Below are 14,680 nucleotides of genomic sequence, written 5' to 3'. Positions count from 1 at the left end.
GCACAAATTGCGTTGAGTGGCTATTGATTTTGTTTAGAGCCTAATGGTTTTAACTACCCTCGGTGGATGGATGATCGGAGTTTTTATCCAGCTGACGCTGTCGATTTTTCACATGCAATTTCGCCTGCTTCTTGTCGGCTATCGTAGCGTTCATCGATTGACCAATATGGGTTTCTCCTCGAGCCCGCGCCAGCTCAACTTGGCGCTCACGCTCGGAGTAACGTTGTCTTTGCTCGTCGGACTGGTTCTCAATGCAGTGGTGGCAGCTCAAGCCTTTTTGATAGTGGGGGCTAAGTTTGTCACTTTCGGTGATAGGGCGGCGGCACGCATGACATTGATCGTACTGGCCCTTTTCCAATCGGTGGTTAACGCTGACACGATTGTCGAACACAAAGCATTCGCCCTGCCATTTGCTATCAGCTTCCGTCACCTCTTCTAAATACTTGAGAATTCCGCCTTTCAGGTGGTAAACCTCGGAAAAACCCTGCTGCTTTAAATAGGCCGTAGATTTCTCGCAGCGGATGCCACCTGTGCAGAACATGGCAACCTTTTTATGCTTTTTGGGATTAAGGTGTTTGCTGACATAAGCTGGAAATTCCCGGAAAGATGAGGTTGCGGGATTGATGGCTCGCTCGAAAGAGCCGATGTCAACTTCGTAGTCATTTCGCGTATCCAGTAGCACCACATCGGGATCACTAATGAGTTCATTCCAGTCTTTAGGATCTACATAGGTGCCAACAATATGTTTGGGATCAATGCCCTCAACGCCCATCGTGACGATTTCTTTCTTTAATTTTACTTTGGTGCGGTAGAAAGGGTTTTTTTCAACGTAGGACTCCTTTGTCTCGAGGTCGGCAAACCGGGGATCACGCTTTAGCCAATTGAGCACGGAATCGATGCCGCCTCTAGAACCCGCAATGGTGCCGTTGATGCCCTCGGCTGCGAGTAGCAAGGTGCCCCTAACCTCATGCTTCGACATGAGTTGGTGTAGAGGGTCTCGAAGAGCTTCAAAATCTGGTAGGTCAGAAAAACGATAGAGCGCTGCGACCACAACGTTACAAGACAGGTCTGTCATAAAATCCTCGGTGCGAACCAACCCGTAAAGCTGGCGCATAAACAAAAACGCAGTTTATCAAATTGCCGGTTTATGGTCTTTCTCTCCTGCTAGCCCAGCGAGAGAGGCGGCTCTAAGGGCTCTGATTCAATTTGGTCATAGAGGTGTTAGCGGTTCTATCGGAATAAGCACTGGCAGCACGAGGCGCTTATCTTGCTTTTTTTTAAGGTTTTTGAGGATGGGTGGGAGCCCTACCTAATAGGATTTTGAGTGCAGCTCATCGAATTTTTGATGGATTGAAAGTTAAGACTGAGTCTTAGCTGGCATAGTTTGATGCATTACTGCATGCTTCATAACGCGGTGCATGTAGAGCAGTTAGTTGGGGCGATTATGTTGAAGGTCAAAGGCGAGGATGTCGCCGACGGACGTAGGTTACGTAGCGAGCGAAGTCGTCGAGCGATTATTGAGGCTGCGCTAGCGTTGCAGGAGGAGGGGGTGCTGGTACCCACTGCTCAACAGGTCTCGGACAAGGCCGGTGTCGGCATTCGTTCTGTTTTTCGCCACTTCGAAGACATGGAAAGTCTGTACGCCTCTGCAGACGAACAGATTCGCGATTCTTACGAAGCATTATTTCTAGGCGGAGATCGGGAGGGTAGCGCCGAGGAGCGCATTGAGCGGGCCGTGAAGCGCTACGCGGAGGCCTTTGAGAGCGTCAGTAATATTGTGCAGGGCACGCTCGTTCAGCTTTGGCGTTACGAGATTTTGCGCAAGAACTATGCTCGCAACCAACGCGGTTTACGCAAAGACTTGGAAAAATGGCTGCCCGAAATAGCCCAAAAGGCGCGCAGTGATCGCGAGGCGATTCATGCCACCATCTCTTTTGATATGTGGCACCGACTCCGGTATCACCAGGGGTTGAGTAGGCAGACGGCTATCAATATTTTGGTGAGGCTCCTGACACTCCAGCTGTTAAACGGTGAAGCTTAGGCCGGTGTAGGGCTCTCCAAGTTAGCGCTTGTTAAAAACAGGCTTGCGCTTTTCAAGAAAAGCCAACATGCCCTCTTGCTGATCCGCCGTACCAAAGGTGTTTAGAACGGCGGCTCTTTCAGCTTTCAGCAAGGCTTCTAGATTGCGGTCTTCACTCCCAACGACAACGTTCATGACGCCTTTTACTGCGGCAGCGGGCTGCGCGGCCAATTCATGAGCTAAATCCATAGCACGCTGCTTGAGTTCATTGAGAGGCCACACTTCGTGTACTAGGCCAATGCCAAGCGCTTCTGGGCCAGTGACCTTCTTGCCCCGCAGGATCATATCCAGAGCATGATCTCGGCCCACACACTTGCTTAGCCTAGCGCTGCCTCCCCAAGCTGGAACCGAGCCAAGGTCCATTTCGGGTAATCCTATCTGCGCGCCTTCCTCCGCGGCTAACCGAAAGTGACATCCAAGGGGTAGCTCCAATCCTGCGCCCAAACAGTAGCCAAATAGCGTGGCTATCCATGGCTTCCCCATATTTTCAATGGCGGCAGTCACGCGGAGGCGCCGATCAAAAAAGACGTTGGGGTCACCAGCCTGCTCAATCCCCCCGGCCAACTGTTTTAGATTCATTCCGACAGAAAAATTATCTAAGCCCTCCGCCGTTATTACCACTGCACGCACCTTGTCGTTTCTTGCAAGTTCGTCCACCTGAGCTTCTAGCTGGTCGACAAAGTCCAGTGTCATACGGTTATAAGGCGCATCATTCACAGAGATAATGGCCACTGCGTCATCAAATGTTATTAGCAAGGGTTCTGTCACAAGGCTACCTCTTTCATCACTGGCCATCATTAGGCGCGTCGACACAATGGAATGTCTCGTTAGGTGCGGCTTTTGCAAAGCCGGCTTTACTGTAATGTCACTTGATTCTAAGTTGTATTGGAGTATTACCTTTTAATATGACACAATCTATGTCAACTTATTACATAAGCTAAATGTTTGTTCTGTTGGTCAGAGAGTAAAGGGTAAAGTTTTATGAAAAAATTATTCACAGGCTTAATTGCTGCTGCCCTTCTGATTGGTGTTTTTCTGCTTTCACTTCCAGCAATCCTACATAAAGGAGGGTTGCATCCTGAATACCTAGGACCAACCCTGACGCTGCCGGGCCAGCGGGCGTTGATTATCACGACCAGTCATGGTGTTTTGGCGGCGCCCGGAGAAACTGAAGGTGTGGCCACGGGTGTTTTTGGTTCGGAAATGACCCATCCTTACTACACCTTTTTAGACGGTGGTATGGCGGTAGATATCGCCAGTATCGAGGGCGGTGAGATTCCCATTGATCCCAGTAGTTTCTACTTCATGATCAAAACACCTGAAGACGAGCGTTATCTCAATGACCCAATCGCGCAGGCCAAGGTGAAAAACTCCATTCCAATCGCTGATGTTGATATAGAACAATACGATGTTGTGTTTATTTCAGGTGGTTGGGGCGCGGCCTATGACTTGGCTCAGTCACCTGAATTGGCAACGAAGGTGAGTGAAAGTTACTACAGTGCCAAGGCTCCCGTAATCGGCGGCGTTTGTCACGGTGTGCTGGGGTTAGTTAATGCCCTCGACAGTGATGGTAATTTACTCATTGCTGGGCGCCGTATGACCGGCGTAACCGATAAGCAGATACAAGAAATTGATATCGAAGTGACACCTCTGCACCCGGAGACGGAACTGCGTAAGGCGGGAGCCAACTTTGAAAGCCAGTCGGCGTTTCGAGATTTCTTTGCCACTCATGTCACGGTAGATGATGAACGGCGTTTCGTCACCGGGCAGAACCAGAATTCGGGCTTGGAGTCGGCGCACACTGTGATGCGGATTTTGAGTGAGCGTGACTAGCGGTGTGATCCACTTGGGGGCATGTTTAAATAATGCGCATCCATTTCTGACTATAGAGAACACGCAATGAATAAAATTTTAAGTGGTGTGGTACTGCTTACTGCCATCATGTTTCTAGTGACCGGTTTACGCTGGCTAGTGGCTCCCGCCGGTATCGTCCCAATGTTTGGCTTAACCTTGGCTGAGGGTGTGGGATTAAGCTCTCAGATTGGCGATATGTCCGCTTTCTTTTTAACCTTGGCAAGCAGCATACTCATAGCCCTCATCAGTGGACGTCGCTGCTGGTATTACCCTCCTATTATGTTGCTATCATTTACGGCAGTGGGCCGTGTGCTGGCGTGGCTATTTCACGATGCGACCTTGGCGCTGGATTTGATTGGTCCAGAGGTGGTTGTTTCCATTATTTTACTTGTGGCATCGCGTCGTCTCGCGGATAAGGCGTGAGTCTGTGAAAAGCTGGGGTGTTTCGCATTGGCGCAGGCCCGCGCGGTTATTGTTGTTCTTGGCTGCGATGTCAGTGCAAGCCGACGAGGAAAGTCAGGCATCCGTCAATGCCGCATCTGTCGCAGCTGCGGCACCTAACATTGTGTTTATTCTCGCAGACGATCTTGGCTATACCGATATTGCGCCTTACGGCAGCGAGGTGAATACGCCGACGCTATCGAGCTTGGCAGAGCAGGGGTTGCGATTTACCAACTACCATACAGCAGCGAACTGTGCTCCAGCCCGGGCCATGTTGCTTACCGGCGTCGACAACCACCTTGCCGGGGTGCCCAATATTCCTGAAATGTTGGCACCTGAGCAGCGTACACAGGCCCATTACCAAGGCGTGCTGGGGAACAACGTAGTGACTGTGGCTACTTTGTTAGAGGGTGCCGGCTATCACACGTATATGGCGGGCAAATGGCATTTGGGTGCCTCACCGGATAAGCGTCCTAGCAGGCGGGGTTTTGAGCGCACGGTGGCCTTGATGGACTCGGGCGCGGATAACTGGGAGCAGCGACCTTACCTGCCGATATACGAGCAAGCTAATTGGTTTGCTGACGGTAACAGGCTGAACTTGCCTGATGATTTTTACTCATCACGCTACTTAATTGATAAGACGATTGAATTTATAGATAGCAATATACAAGACGGCAGCCCTTTCTTTGCTTATGTGCCCTTTCAGGCAGTGCATATGCCGGTGCAAGCGCCCCAAGAATACATCGATAAATACATGGGTGTGTACGACACAGGCTGGAGCTCACTGCGTACTCAGCGACGGCAGAGGGCAGTGGAGTTGGGCATCGTAGGGTCGACTACCACGATGGTAGACATGATGACTACAGATGACTGGAATGCTCTGGATGAGCAGCGCAAGCGCTATGAAGCTAAGCGAATGGCGGTCTATGCTGGCATGATCGAGGCCATGGATTTTCATATTGGTCGCCTAGTGTCATATCTGAAGTCACGGGGGCAATACGAAAATACCATTTTTATTTTCACCTCGGATAACGGCAGCGAGGGTAGTGGTTCTCCCAACCCCACGGCATTTCCTGCACGCCTTGGTCCTAGCCAGTTGGGTTATCACATAGACTACGACCGTCTTGGTTTGAAGGGCAGTTTCAACACCATCAGCCCCAGCTTCGCCAGTGCCTCAGCGAGTCCTTTAGCGTTTTATAAATTTTATACGGGAGAGGGTGGCATGCGGGTGCCGCTCATTATTGCTGGCAAACCCGTAAAGAAGGCCGGTGAACTAAGTGCTGCATTTGCCTGGGCTACTGACATTACTCCCACTATTCTTGCGCTGTCTGGCGTGGCTCAGCCTAGCGACCGGTACGCAGGACGGCAGGTATTACCTATGACCGGTCGCGATCTGACAGCCATCCTAAGAGGGGAGGCTGATCACGTTTATACCGAGGATGATGCGGTAGGTTACGAACTCACGGGTCATGGGGCTCTATTTCAAGGCGATTATAAAATCGTGGTTAATCAGCCGCCTCTAGGCGATGGGCAGTGGCGTCTGTTCAATATTGTTGAAGATCCGGGAGAGACGGTGGATCTAGCGAGCACCTCGCCGATAATTTTTCAGCGCATGCTGTCACGTTATCAGCGTTTTGAGCAAGAAAATGGGGTGCTACCTTTGCCTACAGGCTATTCACAAGTCAAACAGTTAGTTTCCAACACCCTGCAAGCACAGTATCGCGAGGGAGTATTGATATTCCTACTGTCCGTGCTGCTGTTGTTACCCTTTTTTGTCGCCTATCGAATGAAAAAAGGAGGCGCTTAGATGACAAACCTGCACCGTTTGTATGCCCTTACTCACTCACTTTATTCGGGTCGGGCCCGCGCTTACCTCATTAAGCAGGGCATTACTTTTCAAGAATTCTCTACCGGACATGAAAGTTTTAAGGCTGAGGTGCTGCCCAAGGGCAAGCTCGCGACAATACCGACGCTAGTTACTCCCAGCGGAGAGGTTATTCGTGACGGAGCGGCGATCATTGAGCACTTCGAATCGGCCAATGGCCGCCCCAGCCAGCCACAGGGGGCTTGTCAGCAGATTATCAGTGCTTTATTCGACGTGATTGGGCACGATGGGTTGTTGAGGCCGGCTATGCACTACCGCTGGAATTACCCAGCAGAAAATCTTCAATTTGTGCACCATCATTTTTTGTACGCTCAGCGGGATACACCAGAGCGCGCCGAAAAGACCGAGCATATGATGAACCGAATGCGTCAGGTCACAGAAGTATTTGGCGTTACGGAGCAATCTCAGCCGTTAGTAGAGACCCTCTATACAGAGTATCTCGATGTCCTCAATAGGCACTTTGAACACTACCCCTATCTTTTGGGTTGGAAGCCCTGTATCGGCGATTTCGGATTGCTTGCGCCCATGTATGCGCACCTGGGAAGAGATCCCTATCCGGCGTCATTGATGCAGAAGCGTGCCCCGCGGGTGTACCGTTGGGTTGAGCGCATGAATCGGGCAGACCAGGATGTGCCAGAGTTTTTTACGCCCGGTACTGACTTTTTGGAGAACGATGAGGTACCCGAAACGCTAATGGCGGTTCTGCGCGCAGTGGCGGAAGACTTTGTGCCCGAGACTCGCGCTGCTGCTGAGAGAATCAATGACTGGCTGGGTCAACAGCAGCCCGAAGCAGGGGCGACTGCAGTGGGTCGGCTTGGCAATCTTGTGGGTAGGGCTGAGTTCAGTGTGCGAGGCCAAACGATCACTGCTTTAGCCTCGCCTTACCGTTTTTACCTGTTGCAGCGAGTGCAGGCGATTTATGCCGGCCTGCCTCTAGCTGAGCAGGCATCGGTGGAGCAAATGCTGCAGGCCTGTGGTATGCACGAGATGCTGTCAATCAAACTCGACCGCTCAATAGGCCGAGCAGATAATCTTGAGGTGTGGTTGTAACACCCCCAAGCTAAGCCTAAAAAACACCTTTGTTGTGGGTGGGTTTTTTTAGCCTATCTTTTTATTTTCCTTACTCCATTTATATGGCATATTAAATGTCATAATAATTGGTGGGGGCGATTGCCGACTGTTGCGCGGGTCAAAATGCCGTTGTTTGACGCGACGGCAAGATAGCAATCAAATGAGAATCTCGAAGAAAGTGGGCGTTAATATAAAGTCCGGCAGTCGGTTTTCTCGTCGCTATTTATTGCGTGATTCCACAGAGTTTTTTATTGGATTCAGGTGGGCCACTTCACAAGCGATATGGCTTTGGCCTGCGCTTGAAACTCAAGGGCCTTCGTTATTTCAAAAGTATGTGGAGAGAATGAAGAAGTATGATTGAGCACGCTAAAGAGGACGGTCTCCATCTTATTACGATGGATGAGGAGTCCAGCACCATTTGCCCAGACTGGCAGCAGCGCATGCTGGAGCTGTTGGCTGAGGTTGAACGTGATTGTGACCGCGGTGCCTCGTTAGTGCTTGCCGGTGCGGGCAAATTTTTCTGCAATGGCCTCAACTTGGAAAAGGTAGTGACACTTACTCCTGATGAAATGGCAGTTTTTAGCCGGCGTATGGGTGAGATCCACCAACGTTTACTTAAGCTGCCCTGTCCAACAGTTGCAGCGGTAAACGGCCATGCCTTTGCCGCGGGGGCATTCTTGGCGCTGTCTTGTGATTATCGCATTATGCGGCAAGATCGGGGTTGGTTTTCCGTTTCTGAGGTGGATGTGGGTGTGCCCATTCCACCTGCGATGATGGGCATTTTACATGCCAAGCTGCCCCCTAATACCACTCGCGATGCCGTATTAACGGGCAAACGTTATACGGCAGATGAGGCGATCGCGGCAGGGATCTCTGACGGCAAAGCATCCTTGGAAGAACTATTGGAGCATGCCAAAGCTTTGGCCATGCAGCTGAGCACTAAGGAACCGGGCATTTTTAAAATGCTTAAGCAAACCTTGTTCGGGCCTGTGGCTGATGCTCTGGTGGCGAGCTAGCATGCCATTGTCGCCGCGATCGAGACGGATTTTAACAACCGAGCGTTATCTCTTGGCGGGTTGGGCGTCTTCATGATTAAGAAAGTTATTGCCGTGCTATTCACCGCCGCGCTTGGCTTATTGCTCTTTATTTTTTGGCTGGGATTTTTATCCTCGCGACCGCCACTGACTATAGATCCGGCTACTCTGGCAGGGGACGGCAGCCTGCTGAATTATTGTGAGCTACCAGAGCTTGACGGTAGCGGGCTACTGGCGGCCGACATAGCCAAAGGCAATACCCCCAACTGTGGCTACACCCATTTCCCCCTGCCCATTTTAGCGCAGTGTACCGAGCCACTACCTGAGGGTGCCGACGATATCCGAGGTCTCTGGATTGGGGTGCGGGGTGGCCATGTGGGCCATGTGGAGAGGGTGGAGCAGTGCGGTAGCCGTGTCGTAGTGACTACCAGCGGAGTTATCCACGACTACGGCCCAAACAGTACGGCGGGTCTCAATACGAACGATACCGAAGGGTCGGTGTTGTTCAGTATTGGCGATAACGATTACTGCATGCGTTCCTCAGCCAGCATGATTTGGAATGACGGTGTGTTGGACTTTCATGCTTTTGGTTGGGGGCCATTAGTGGTTAAGCGTTACCTTCATCAAGAGCCTTCGGGTGAGCAGTTGGTGTGGGAGTATGCCGACGGCAGCACTACGCATATGAATAGGCTCTGCACCTTGCCCGAGGCACACAAAGTGCCAGAGCCCAGGGCAAGAGGATGAAGTTTTTCGCCAACGCAAAGTAGTTACGGGGGACGAAACGGTGGTGGTTTTTACAGCACACGTGCGGGCCAGAGGTGGTCTCACAGGTTTAGAAAGCATTCGGAAGTGGCGCGGAGCAGCTAAGTCATGATGATGACAATTTGGGTAATAGCCTTGGTCGTTTATCTGGCATTTCGTCTTTGGTATGACGGGTTAAGGAGGCCGCTGACCTCAGATGAAATTTCCCATTTCTCAAAGGTCTTTCAGGAAAGCGCCGAAAACGGCTTGAGTACGGGAGAGGTTGTCACGCTTCGCAGGTTTATGGAGGAAGATGATGGCAAGGAGTTCATCATGGTTAACCTTGTTAAATTTAACGCCTCACCGATGACTCATCCGGACACAGGACAGGACATCAAGGCTTCTGCGCTGCTCACTGAATACACTCAGCCGTTTATGGGCAAGATATTACGCAGAGCAGGACATCCCGTCATAGCGGGGCAAGCCGTGGGTGGTTATTTGGATGCTTGGAACACGCCGGAAAATCCCGGGTGGCATATGGCTGGGCTTGTGCGTTATCGCTCGCGCCGGGATGTGATTCTCTTGTCGTTTGCAGATGCCGAGTTTGCCAAGATCCACAAATATAAGATTGCTGCAATGAAGCAAACCTTTGCTTTCCCAATACAAACTCGAGCGGCGCTGTACGCCTCACCACGGATAACAGTCGGCCTGTTGTTAGCGCTTGGCGCGACGTTATTGCAGCTGGCTTTGGCCTAGCGCTAATTAATGCGAGAAGAGGGAATAGCAATGGAATTCGTCAACAAAGTCTACCCCAACGAACAGCAGATACAGGGCTTTCTTGAGCCCGGCGCCGAGGGCCCAATCTGCATGGTTAATCTCATCAAGTTCAAGGCAAAAGCTGAGTATAAGGATGGCCGAGAAACCCATCTCACCGGACGTGAGGCTTACGAACTGTATGAAGCTGGCGTCAAGAAATTGCTGCATGGTATTGGCGGTGGCATTGGGTTCGAGGGTGACGTGCAACGCTTGGCCTTGGGTGAGATAGAAGAGTTGTGGGATGTGGTAGGGCTGGCGGTCTGGCCCTCACGTCGGGTCATGCTAGAGGTAATGCAGTCAAAGGAATTTCGGGAAATTAGTGTGCACCGCACTGCTGGGTTGGCAGGTCAACTCAATATCGAAACGTCCGGCTTTAAGGGTCAGTGGGTGGAGGGCGTGTCCCGATGAAAAAACTCCTTATTTCTTTTGTGGTTGTCGCCACGGTCGTTGGCGGTATCGCTTGGTCCAAGCGAGCAGACATTCTGATCGCACTGGTAAAATATACGACGAGCCAGAGATATGCTGATGTGGCCCCCAACCGGGAAATTCCTTGGCAGGAAGGGCCTATAGCGCCAGCGGCATCGGAGGGAGAGCGACCGCCTAATATTGTCCTTATTGTGGCGGATGATCTGGGCTATAACGATATTTCCACTTTCGGCGGTGGTGTGAGCGGCATGCAAACACCCAGCATCGACCGTTTAGCCGCTGAAGGGGCGGTTTTTACGCAATCCTATTCCGGTGCCAGTACCTGTGCGCCATCGCGAGCGATGATGATGACCGGTCGCTATCCAACCCGCACCGGCTTCGAGTTCACCCCCACACCTGCCGGTATGATCAAGCTGGTGTCTGCCGTTAGCAAAAGCATGGATAGCGGTTTGCCTCCCTCTCTGTACGATCAGGCCCTAGAAGAAAGCCAGCCGCCCTATGAGCGCAAAGGGTTGCCGGCTTCAGAGGTGACCATCGCAGAAACGCTTAAAGCGAAGGGCTATTACACGGCCCATATTGGTAAATGGCACCTCGGTCGCGAAAATGGTATGGCACCTCATGAGCAAGGCTTTGATGACAGCCTGCTGATGCAAAGCGGTATGTATTTGCCGGAAAACGATCCTAATGTGGTTAACGCAAAGGTTTCCTTTGACCCCATCGACAAATTTCTCTGGGCGGGTATGGGGTTCTCGGCGACTTATAACTCTGGCGAAGCCGACAAATTTAAGCCCGGTGGCTATCTGACGGATTATTGGACCGACGAATCGATTAAGGTCATTAAGGCCAATAAGAACCGCCCCTTCTTTCTTTACCTTGCCCACTGGGGGCCTCACACGCCATTGCAAGCCACCCGTGAGGACTTTGATGCCCTTGAGGGTATTGAGCCTCATCGCAAACGGGTATATGCGGGCATGATTCGCGCGGTTGACCGCAGTGTGGGCCGCATTCTAGACACGCTGGAGGAGGAGGGCATCGCAAACAACACGGTAGTGGTATTCACTAGTGATAACGGCGGTGCAGGTTATATTGGTATCCCTGAAGTGAACAGCCCGTTCCGCGGCTTTAAAATCACCATGTTTGAGGGTGGCCTGCGGGTGCCGTTATTCGTGAGATGGCCCGCTAAAATCACCCCCGGTATTTCTGTGAATGAGCCCGTTGCCCACATCGATGTGATGCCCACTCTGGCTGCCGCAGCCGGTGCTTCAGAGCCCGAAGGGGTCGTTATTGACGGGGTAGATCTGTTGCCGTTGGCTACAGGCGAGGGGGCAGACGACTGGAATCGTGACACCTTGTTCTGGCAAAACGGGCACTACCAGGTGGTGCGCCACGGTGACTGGAAGCTACAGGTTAACGATCGGCCCACCGATGGGCTGCAACAATGGTTATATAACCTATCGGATGATCCTACTGAGCACATCAATCTTGCTGCGAGCCGCAGCGACAAACTCAATGAGTTGAGTGCGCTGCTGGCGGCACACCGAGCCAGCTCTAGGGGGCCGTTGTATGAATCGATCTCGCAATTTGCCGTGATGGTTGATAAGACGCTGGCGGAGAAATTTGTTGAAGGTGACGAGTACGTTTATACCCCCAACTAACAAATGGTGGTTTGTCTTCGGATTATAAGAAATTGAAGGAATCGCAGTGAAGTCTTTGCAGTCTCTTATGCAAAAACAGTTACAACAAGGTGGCATAGCGGTTCCGTACGGTCGTCACTCGTTTATGGAGGTTGTCGAGGTTGCCACCGGACGCGTATGGATGAGTGTTGAGCCGGCTACGCAGCAGGATTACGATTTGCTGTTAAAAAAACTGGATAAGGCTTTTCGCGGTGGAGGGTTGGGCGACGCGTCTATGGATGCTGCATTGTTTAGATATTCACCCAATGGTGAGGGAAAGCCGGTACGAGAACGTCACATCGCTGGGAGGCCGTTTATGCATGTGGCGATACCGGGCGAGCCATTTGTACATTCCGATGGAATGATACAAATTGAGGTTAACAAGTCTCACGTAGTGGGTTATGAGGCGGGCCGCATCTTGACGATTATGAGTTTGCCAGAGGGTGACTTTGTCGAAGTGGTGGGGAACGCAGAGCATGACGAAGATCTGCCCTTGCCCGATAAGGGTCGTTTGAGAACGGTTGAGTTGCAAGCGCCGTGGATAGTCACATTGCCCTCGCCAACCGTTGCCTTTTTCTATTTCGGCTCAGGCATGCGCAGCTTTCAGGGACCAGTAACGCTCCCCTAAAAGTGGAACGGCTCCCTTTGAAAAGCATGGATTCTCTGGTTCCTATGCCAACGATCAATCAGCGTCGTTGCTGTCCCTTGACCCATGGCGCAGTGGCTTTCTTATTGGAGAAATGCAACACCTTGCCGGGTTGCCCCCAGTAATCAGCAGGCAACCAGAAAGGGTCTGAGAAGGAAGCCCTTGGCCTTTGTGTGAGGCTGGAGGCCGCTAGGATAGTTGAGTCGGTAGCTTATGCATTTGCCGTCTGAGCTTGGCGTGGGTACTGTGCTACGCTTTCAGCCTCGGTCTCAGTGGAGCTCTGCAATGGGTCGGCTTTCGAAATATCTTGCGTGGACTGTCGTTATTTTATTGATCATTGCAGTGGCGGCCTATGTTATGGCGCGTTCTGGATTGAGGGAGTTAGACGATGCAGCGCGCGAAGAATTGGGTGGTTTATATCTGCAGACTGAGCAGGGTGTTTTGTCATACACGCGCGAGGGTGATCGTGAGGCGCCAAGCATTATTTTGGTTCATGGTTTTAGTACCCCTAAGTTTGTGTGGGAGCAAGTCACGCCCTATTTGCTGGACGCGGGCTATCAGGTGATCACTTACGATCATTTTGGTCGTGGTTTTTCCGATCGTCCTGAGGTGGCCTACGATTCTGCGCTGTACCAAAGTGAGTTAACGTCACTAATCGCAGGCTTGAAACTTGCAACCCCTCTGACCTTGGTGGGCTACTCGATGGGCGGTGCCAACGTGGTCGATTACAGCGCTTCCAACCCCGAACAGATTAAACAGCTGGTGTTGATAGCCCCTGCGGGCTATATGCCTGATAACGGTTCTCTCTCGATAATGGCCGCGCCAGTATTGGGCGAGTGGCTCTCCACCCTTGTGGGCAAGCAATATGCGTACGCAGGCATTGAGGCGGAAGTGCGCGCAGGTAGGGCTCCGGAAGACATGCTCCCAAAATTTGAGGCGCAGGCCATTTACGAAGGGTACACAGACGCGATGCTGTCTACGTTGCGCAACTTCCCTATGGGCGATCTTTCTGAGCGTTATAAAATTTTGGGTAAAACAGATATTCCGGTCACCGCCATTTGGGGGACTGCGGATAAAATTGTTCCTTATTCTGGAGCCGTGCAAATGGCCAAAGACTTACCCCAGCTAAAACTTATTACGATCGAAGATGCGAATCACAATATGACTTTCGGGCAAGCGGCTGTCGTTGCGAACAGTCTGACGCAGGCTCTAGGAAACCCTTGACGAGGTAGGTGCTAACCTTGCGCACAATGAAATCGCAACGTTCAAGACTCGATCGCTTCATCGTCTCCCGTGAGGGCATAAAACGCAGTCATGTGCACCAACTGCTGGCTCAGGGCCGAATCTTGTTGGACGGATTGGCGGCGGAATCAATCAGCCAGGTAGTAGGACCGTTTACACACGTGGTACTAGACCAGAGGGTTCTACAGGCTGAGCAGCCCCGTTACATCATGCTGAACAAGCCGCCGGAGATGGTCAGTGCCACATGTGATGAGCAGCACTCTACGGTCCTCGACCTGGTGTCGGCCCCCTATGCAAAGTCGCTGCATATTGTCGGTCGCTTAGATTTTAATTCCACTGGATTACTACTGCTTACCAATGACGGGCGCTGGTCGCGGGGTGTTTCCAGCCCGCAGAAAGGGGTTGTTAAAACCTATAGGGTGCAGCTGGAACAACCCTTCAGATCGGATTACCGCGAGGCGTTTGCCGCCGGTTTGTATTTTGCATTTGAAAACATCACCACTCGCCCAGCTGAAATTCGAAGGCTTTCTGATTTTAAGGTCGAGGTAGATCTGGTCGAGGGTCGATATCACCAAATTAAGCGCATGTTCGGCTATTTCAACAATCGTGTGCTGAACCTGCACCGACTGTCGATTGGCGCTTTATCCCTTGACCCAAAGTTGCACCAAGGCGCTTGGCGGGAGCTGACCCTATCTGAGTTAAATGCTTTGGGTGTGGAGCATTGTTACCGAGAGGTCCTGCCTTCAGGTTCAGGCTGCCCGGCCTAGTGCT

The 14,680-nt window shown here is 51.7% G+C and carries 15 protein-coding genes; 13 read left to right on the top strand and 2 right to left on the bottom strand.

Annotated elements, in window-relative coordinates; genetic code table 11:
* Positions 1-49 precede the first annotated feature (49 nt).
* A complete protein-coding gene (locus tag ACMAZB_RS12215) occupies positions 50-1,075 on the bottom strand; it encodes a rhodanese-related sulfurtransferase (RefSeq protein WP_435217528.1) in 1,026 nt (341 codons plus the stop codon).
* Positions 1,076-1,399: 324 nt separating this feature from the next.
* Here ACMAZB_RS12215 and ACMAZB_RS12210 point away from each other — a divergent pair, with 324 nt between their 5' ends.
* Entirely contained in the window at positions 1,400-2,041 is a 642-nt protein-coding gene (locus ACMAZB_RS12210) for a TetR/AcrR family transcriptional regulator (RefSeq protein ID WP_435217526.1), read from the top strand.
* A gap of 21 nt (positions 2,042-2,062) precedes the next feature.
* On the opposite strand, the gene ACMAZB_RS12205 is transcribed toward ACMAZB_RS12210, so the two are convergent.
* Positions 2,063-2,848 (bottom strand): enoyl-CoA hydratase/isomerase family protein, encoded by a 786-nt coding sequence (locus ACMAZB_RS12205; RefSeq protein ID WP_435217525.1) that lies wholly within the window; start codon positions 2,846-2,848, stop codon positions 2,063-2,065.
* A gap of 213 nt (positions 2,849-3,061) precedes the next feature.
* Between ACMAZB_RS12205 and ACMAZB_RS12200 the strand changes: the two genes are divergently transcribed.
* The 12 genes from ACMAZB_RS12200 to ACMAZB_RS12145 all read left to right on the top strand — a co-directional run bounded on the left by ACMAZB_RS12200 (position 3,062) and on the right by ACMAZB_RS12145 (position 14,676).
* Positions 3,062-3,913 (top strand): type 1 glutamine amidotransferase domain-containing protein, encoded by an 852-nt coding sequence (locus tag ACMAZB_RS12200; protein ID WP_435217523.1) that lies wholly within the window; start codon positions 3,062-3,064, stop codon positions 3,911-3,913.
* Positions 3,914-3,979: 66 nt separating this feature from the next.
* A complete protein-coding gene (locus ACMAZB_RS12195) occupies positions 3,980-4,357 on the top strand; it encodes a hypothetical protein (RefSeq protein ID WP_435217521.1) in 378 nt (125 codons plus the stop codon).
* A gap of 4 nt (positions 4,358-4,361) precedes the next feature.
* Positions 4,362-6,182: an arylsulfatase gene (locus ACMAZB_RS12190; protein WP_435217519.1), complete on the top strand. Its 1,821-nt coding sequence runs from the start codon at positions 4,362-4,364 to the stop codon at positions 6,180-6,182.
* On the top strand, positions 6,183-7,310 hold the full coding sequence (locus tag ACMAZB_RS12185) for a glutathione S-transferase family protein (protein WP_435217518.1): 1,128 nt from the start codon (positions 6,183-6,185) through the stop codon (positions 7,308-7,310).
* Between the two features lie 374 nt (positions 7,311-7,684).
* Complete coding sequence (locus ACMAZB_RS12180) at positions 7,685-8,347, top strand: enoyl-CoA hydratase/isomerase family protein (RefSeq protein ID WP_435217516.1); 663 nt, start codon at positions 7,685-7,687, stop codon at positions 8,345-8,347.
* 72 nt (positions 8,348-8,419) lie between these two features.
* A complete protein-coding gene (locus tag ACMAZB_RS12175) occupies positions 8,420-9,109 on the top strand; it encodes a hypothetical protein (protein WP_435217514.1) in 690 nt (229 codons plus the stop codon).
* Between the two features lie 126 nt (positions 9,110-9,235).
* Entirely contained in the window at positions 9,236-9,862 is a 627-nt protein-coding gene (locus ACMAZB_RS12170) for a hypothetical protein (RefSeq protein ID WP_435217512.1), read from the top strand.
* Positions 9,863-9,892: 30 nt separating this feature from the next.
* Positions 9,893-10,330, top strand: a complete 438-nt coding sequence (locus ACMAZB_RS12165; protein WP_435217511.1) for a DUF1330 domain-containing protein — start codon at positions 9,893-9,895, stop codon at positions 10,328-10,330.
* Positions 10,327-12,003 (top strand): sulfatase, encoded by a 1,677-nt coding sequence (locus ACMAZB_RS12160; protein ID WP_435217509.1) that lies wholly within the window; start codon positions 10,327-10,329, stop codon positions 12,001-12,003. The genes ACMAZB_RS12165 and ACMAZB_RS12160 overlap by 4 nt, the downstream gene beginning before the upstream one ends.
* A gap of 46 nt (positions 12,004-12,049) precedes the next feature.
* The gene (locus tag ACMAZB_RS12155) at positions 12,050-12,649 is read left to right on the top strand and encodes a hypothetical protein (RefSeq protein WP_435217508.1); all 600 of its coding nucleotides are present in this window, start codon (positions 12,050-12,052) and stop codon (positions 12,647-12,649) included.
* Positions 12,650-12,952: 303 nt separating this feature from the next.
* The gene (locus ACMAZB_RS12150; protein WP_435217506.1) at positions 12,953-13,891 is read left to right on the top strand and encodes an alpha/beta fold hydrolase; all 939 of its coding nucleotides are present in this window, start codon (positions 12,953-12,955) and stop codon (positions 13,889-13,891) included.
* Positions 13,892-13,917: 26 nt separating this feature from the next.
* Positions 13,918-14,676, top strand: a complete 759-nt coding sequence (locus ACMAZB_RS12145; RefSeq protein ID WP_435220084.1) for a pseudouridine synthase — start codon at positions 13,918-13,920, stop codon at positions 14,674-14,676.
* The last annotated feature ends 4 nt before the right edge of the window (positions 14,677-14,680 follow it).

The organism is Luminiphilus sp. nBUS_07 (assembly GCF_051201685.1).
In the GTDB taxonomy this organism is placed as follows: domain Bacteria; phylum Pseudomonadota; class Gammaproteobacteria; order Pseudomonadales; family Halieaceae; genus Luminiphilus.
Note: the sequence above shows the minus strand (reverse complement) of the source record. Positions and strands in the feature narration are given on the sequence as shown.

Coding starts and splice junctions, on each gene's coding strand:
- ACMAZB_RS12195 (WP_435217521.1), top strand. CDS start 3,980: ATGAATAAAATTTTAAGTGGTGTGGTACTGCTTACTGCCATCATGTTT.
- ACMAZB_RS12215 (WP_435217528.1), bottom strand. CDS start 1,075: ATGACAGACCTGTCTTGTAACGTTGTGGTCGCAGCGCTCTATCGTTTT.
- ACMAZB_RS12165 (WP_435217511.1), top strand. CDS start 9,893: ATGGAATTCGTCAACAAAGTCTACCCCAACGAACAGCAGATACAGGGC.
- ACMAZB_RS12200 (WP_435217523.1), top strand. CDS start 3,062: ATGAAAAAATTATTCACAGGCTTAATTGCTGCTGCCCTTCTGATTGGT.
- ACMAZB_RS12185 (WP_435217518.1), top strand. CDS start 6,183: ATGACAAACCTGCACCGTTTGTATGCCCTTACTCACTCACTTTATTCG.
- ACMAZB_RS12150 (WP_435217506.1), top strand. CDS start 12,953: ATGGGTCGGCTTTCGAAATATCTTGCGTGGACTGTCGTTATTTTATTG.
- ACMAZB_RS12210 (WP_435217526.1), top strand. CDS start 1,400: ATGCTTCATAACGCGGTGCATGTAGAGCAGTTAGTTGGGGCGATTATG.
- ACMAZB_RS12170 (WP_435217512.1), top strand. CDS start 9,236: ATGATGATGACAATTTGGGTAATAGCCTTGGTCGTTTATCTGGCATTT.
- ACMAZB_RS12160 (WP_435217509.1), top strand. CDS start 10,327: ATGAAAAAACTCCTTATTTCTTTTGTGGTTGTCGCCACGGTCGTTGGC.
- ACMAZB_RS12180 (WP_435217516.1), top strand. CDS start 7,685: ATGATTGAGCACGCTAAAGAGGACGGTCTCCATCTTATTACGATGGAT.
- ACMAZB_RS12145 (WP_435220084.1), top strand. CDS start 13,918: ATGAAATCGCAACGTTCAAGACTCGATCGCTTCATCGTCTCCCGTGAG.
- ACMAZB_RS12175 (WP_435217514.1), top strand. CDS start 8,420: ATGATTAAGAAAGTTATTGCCGTGCTATTCACCGCCGCGCTTGGCTTA.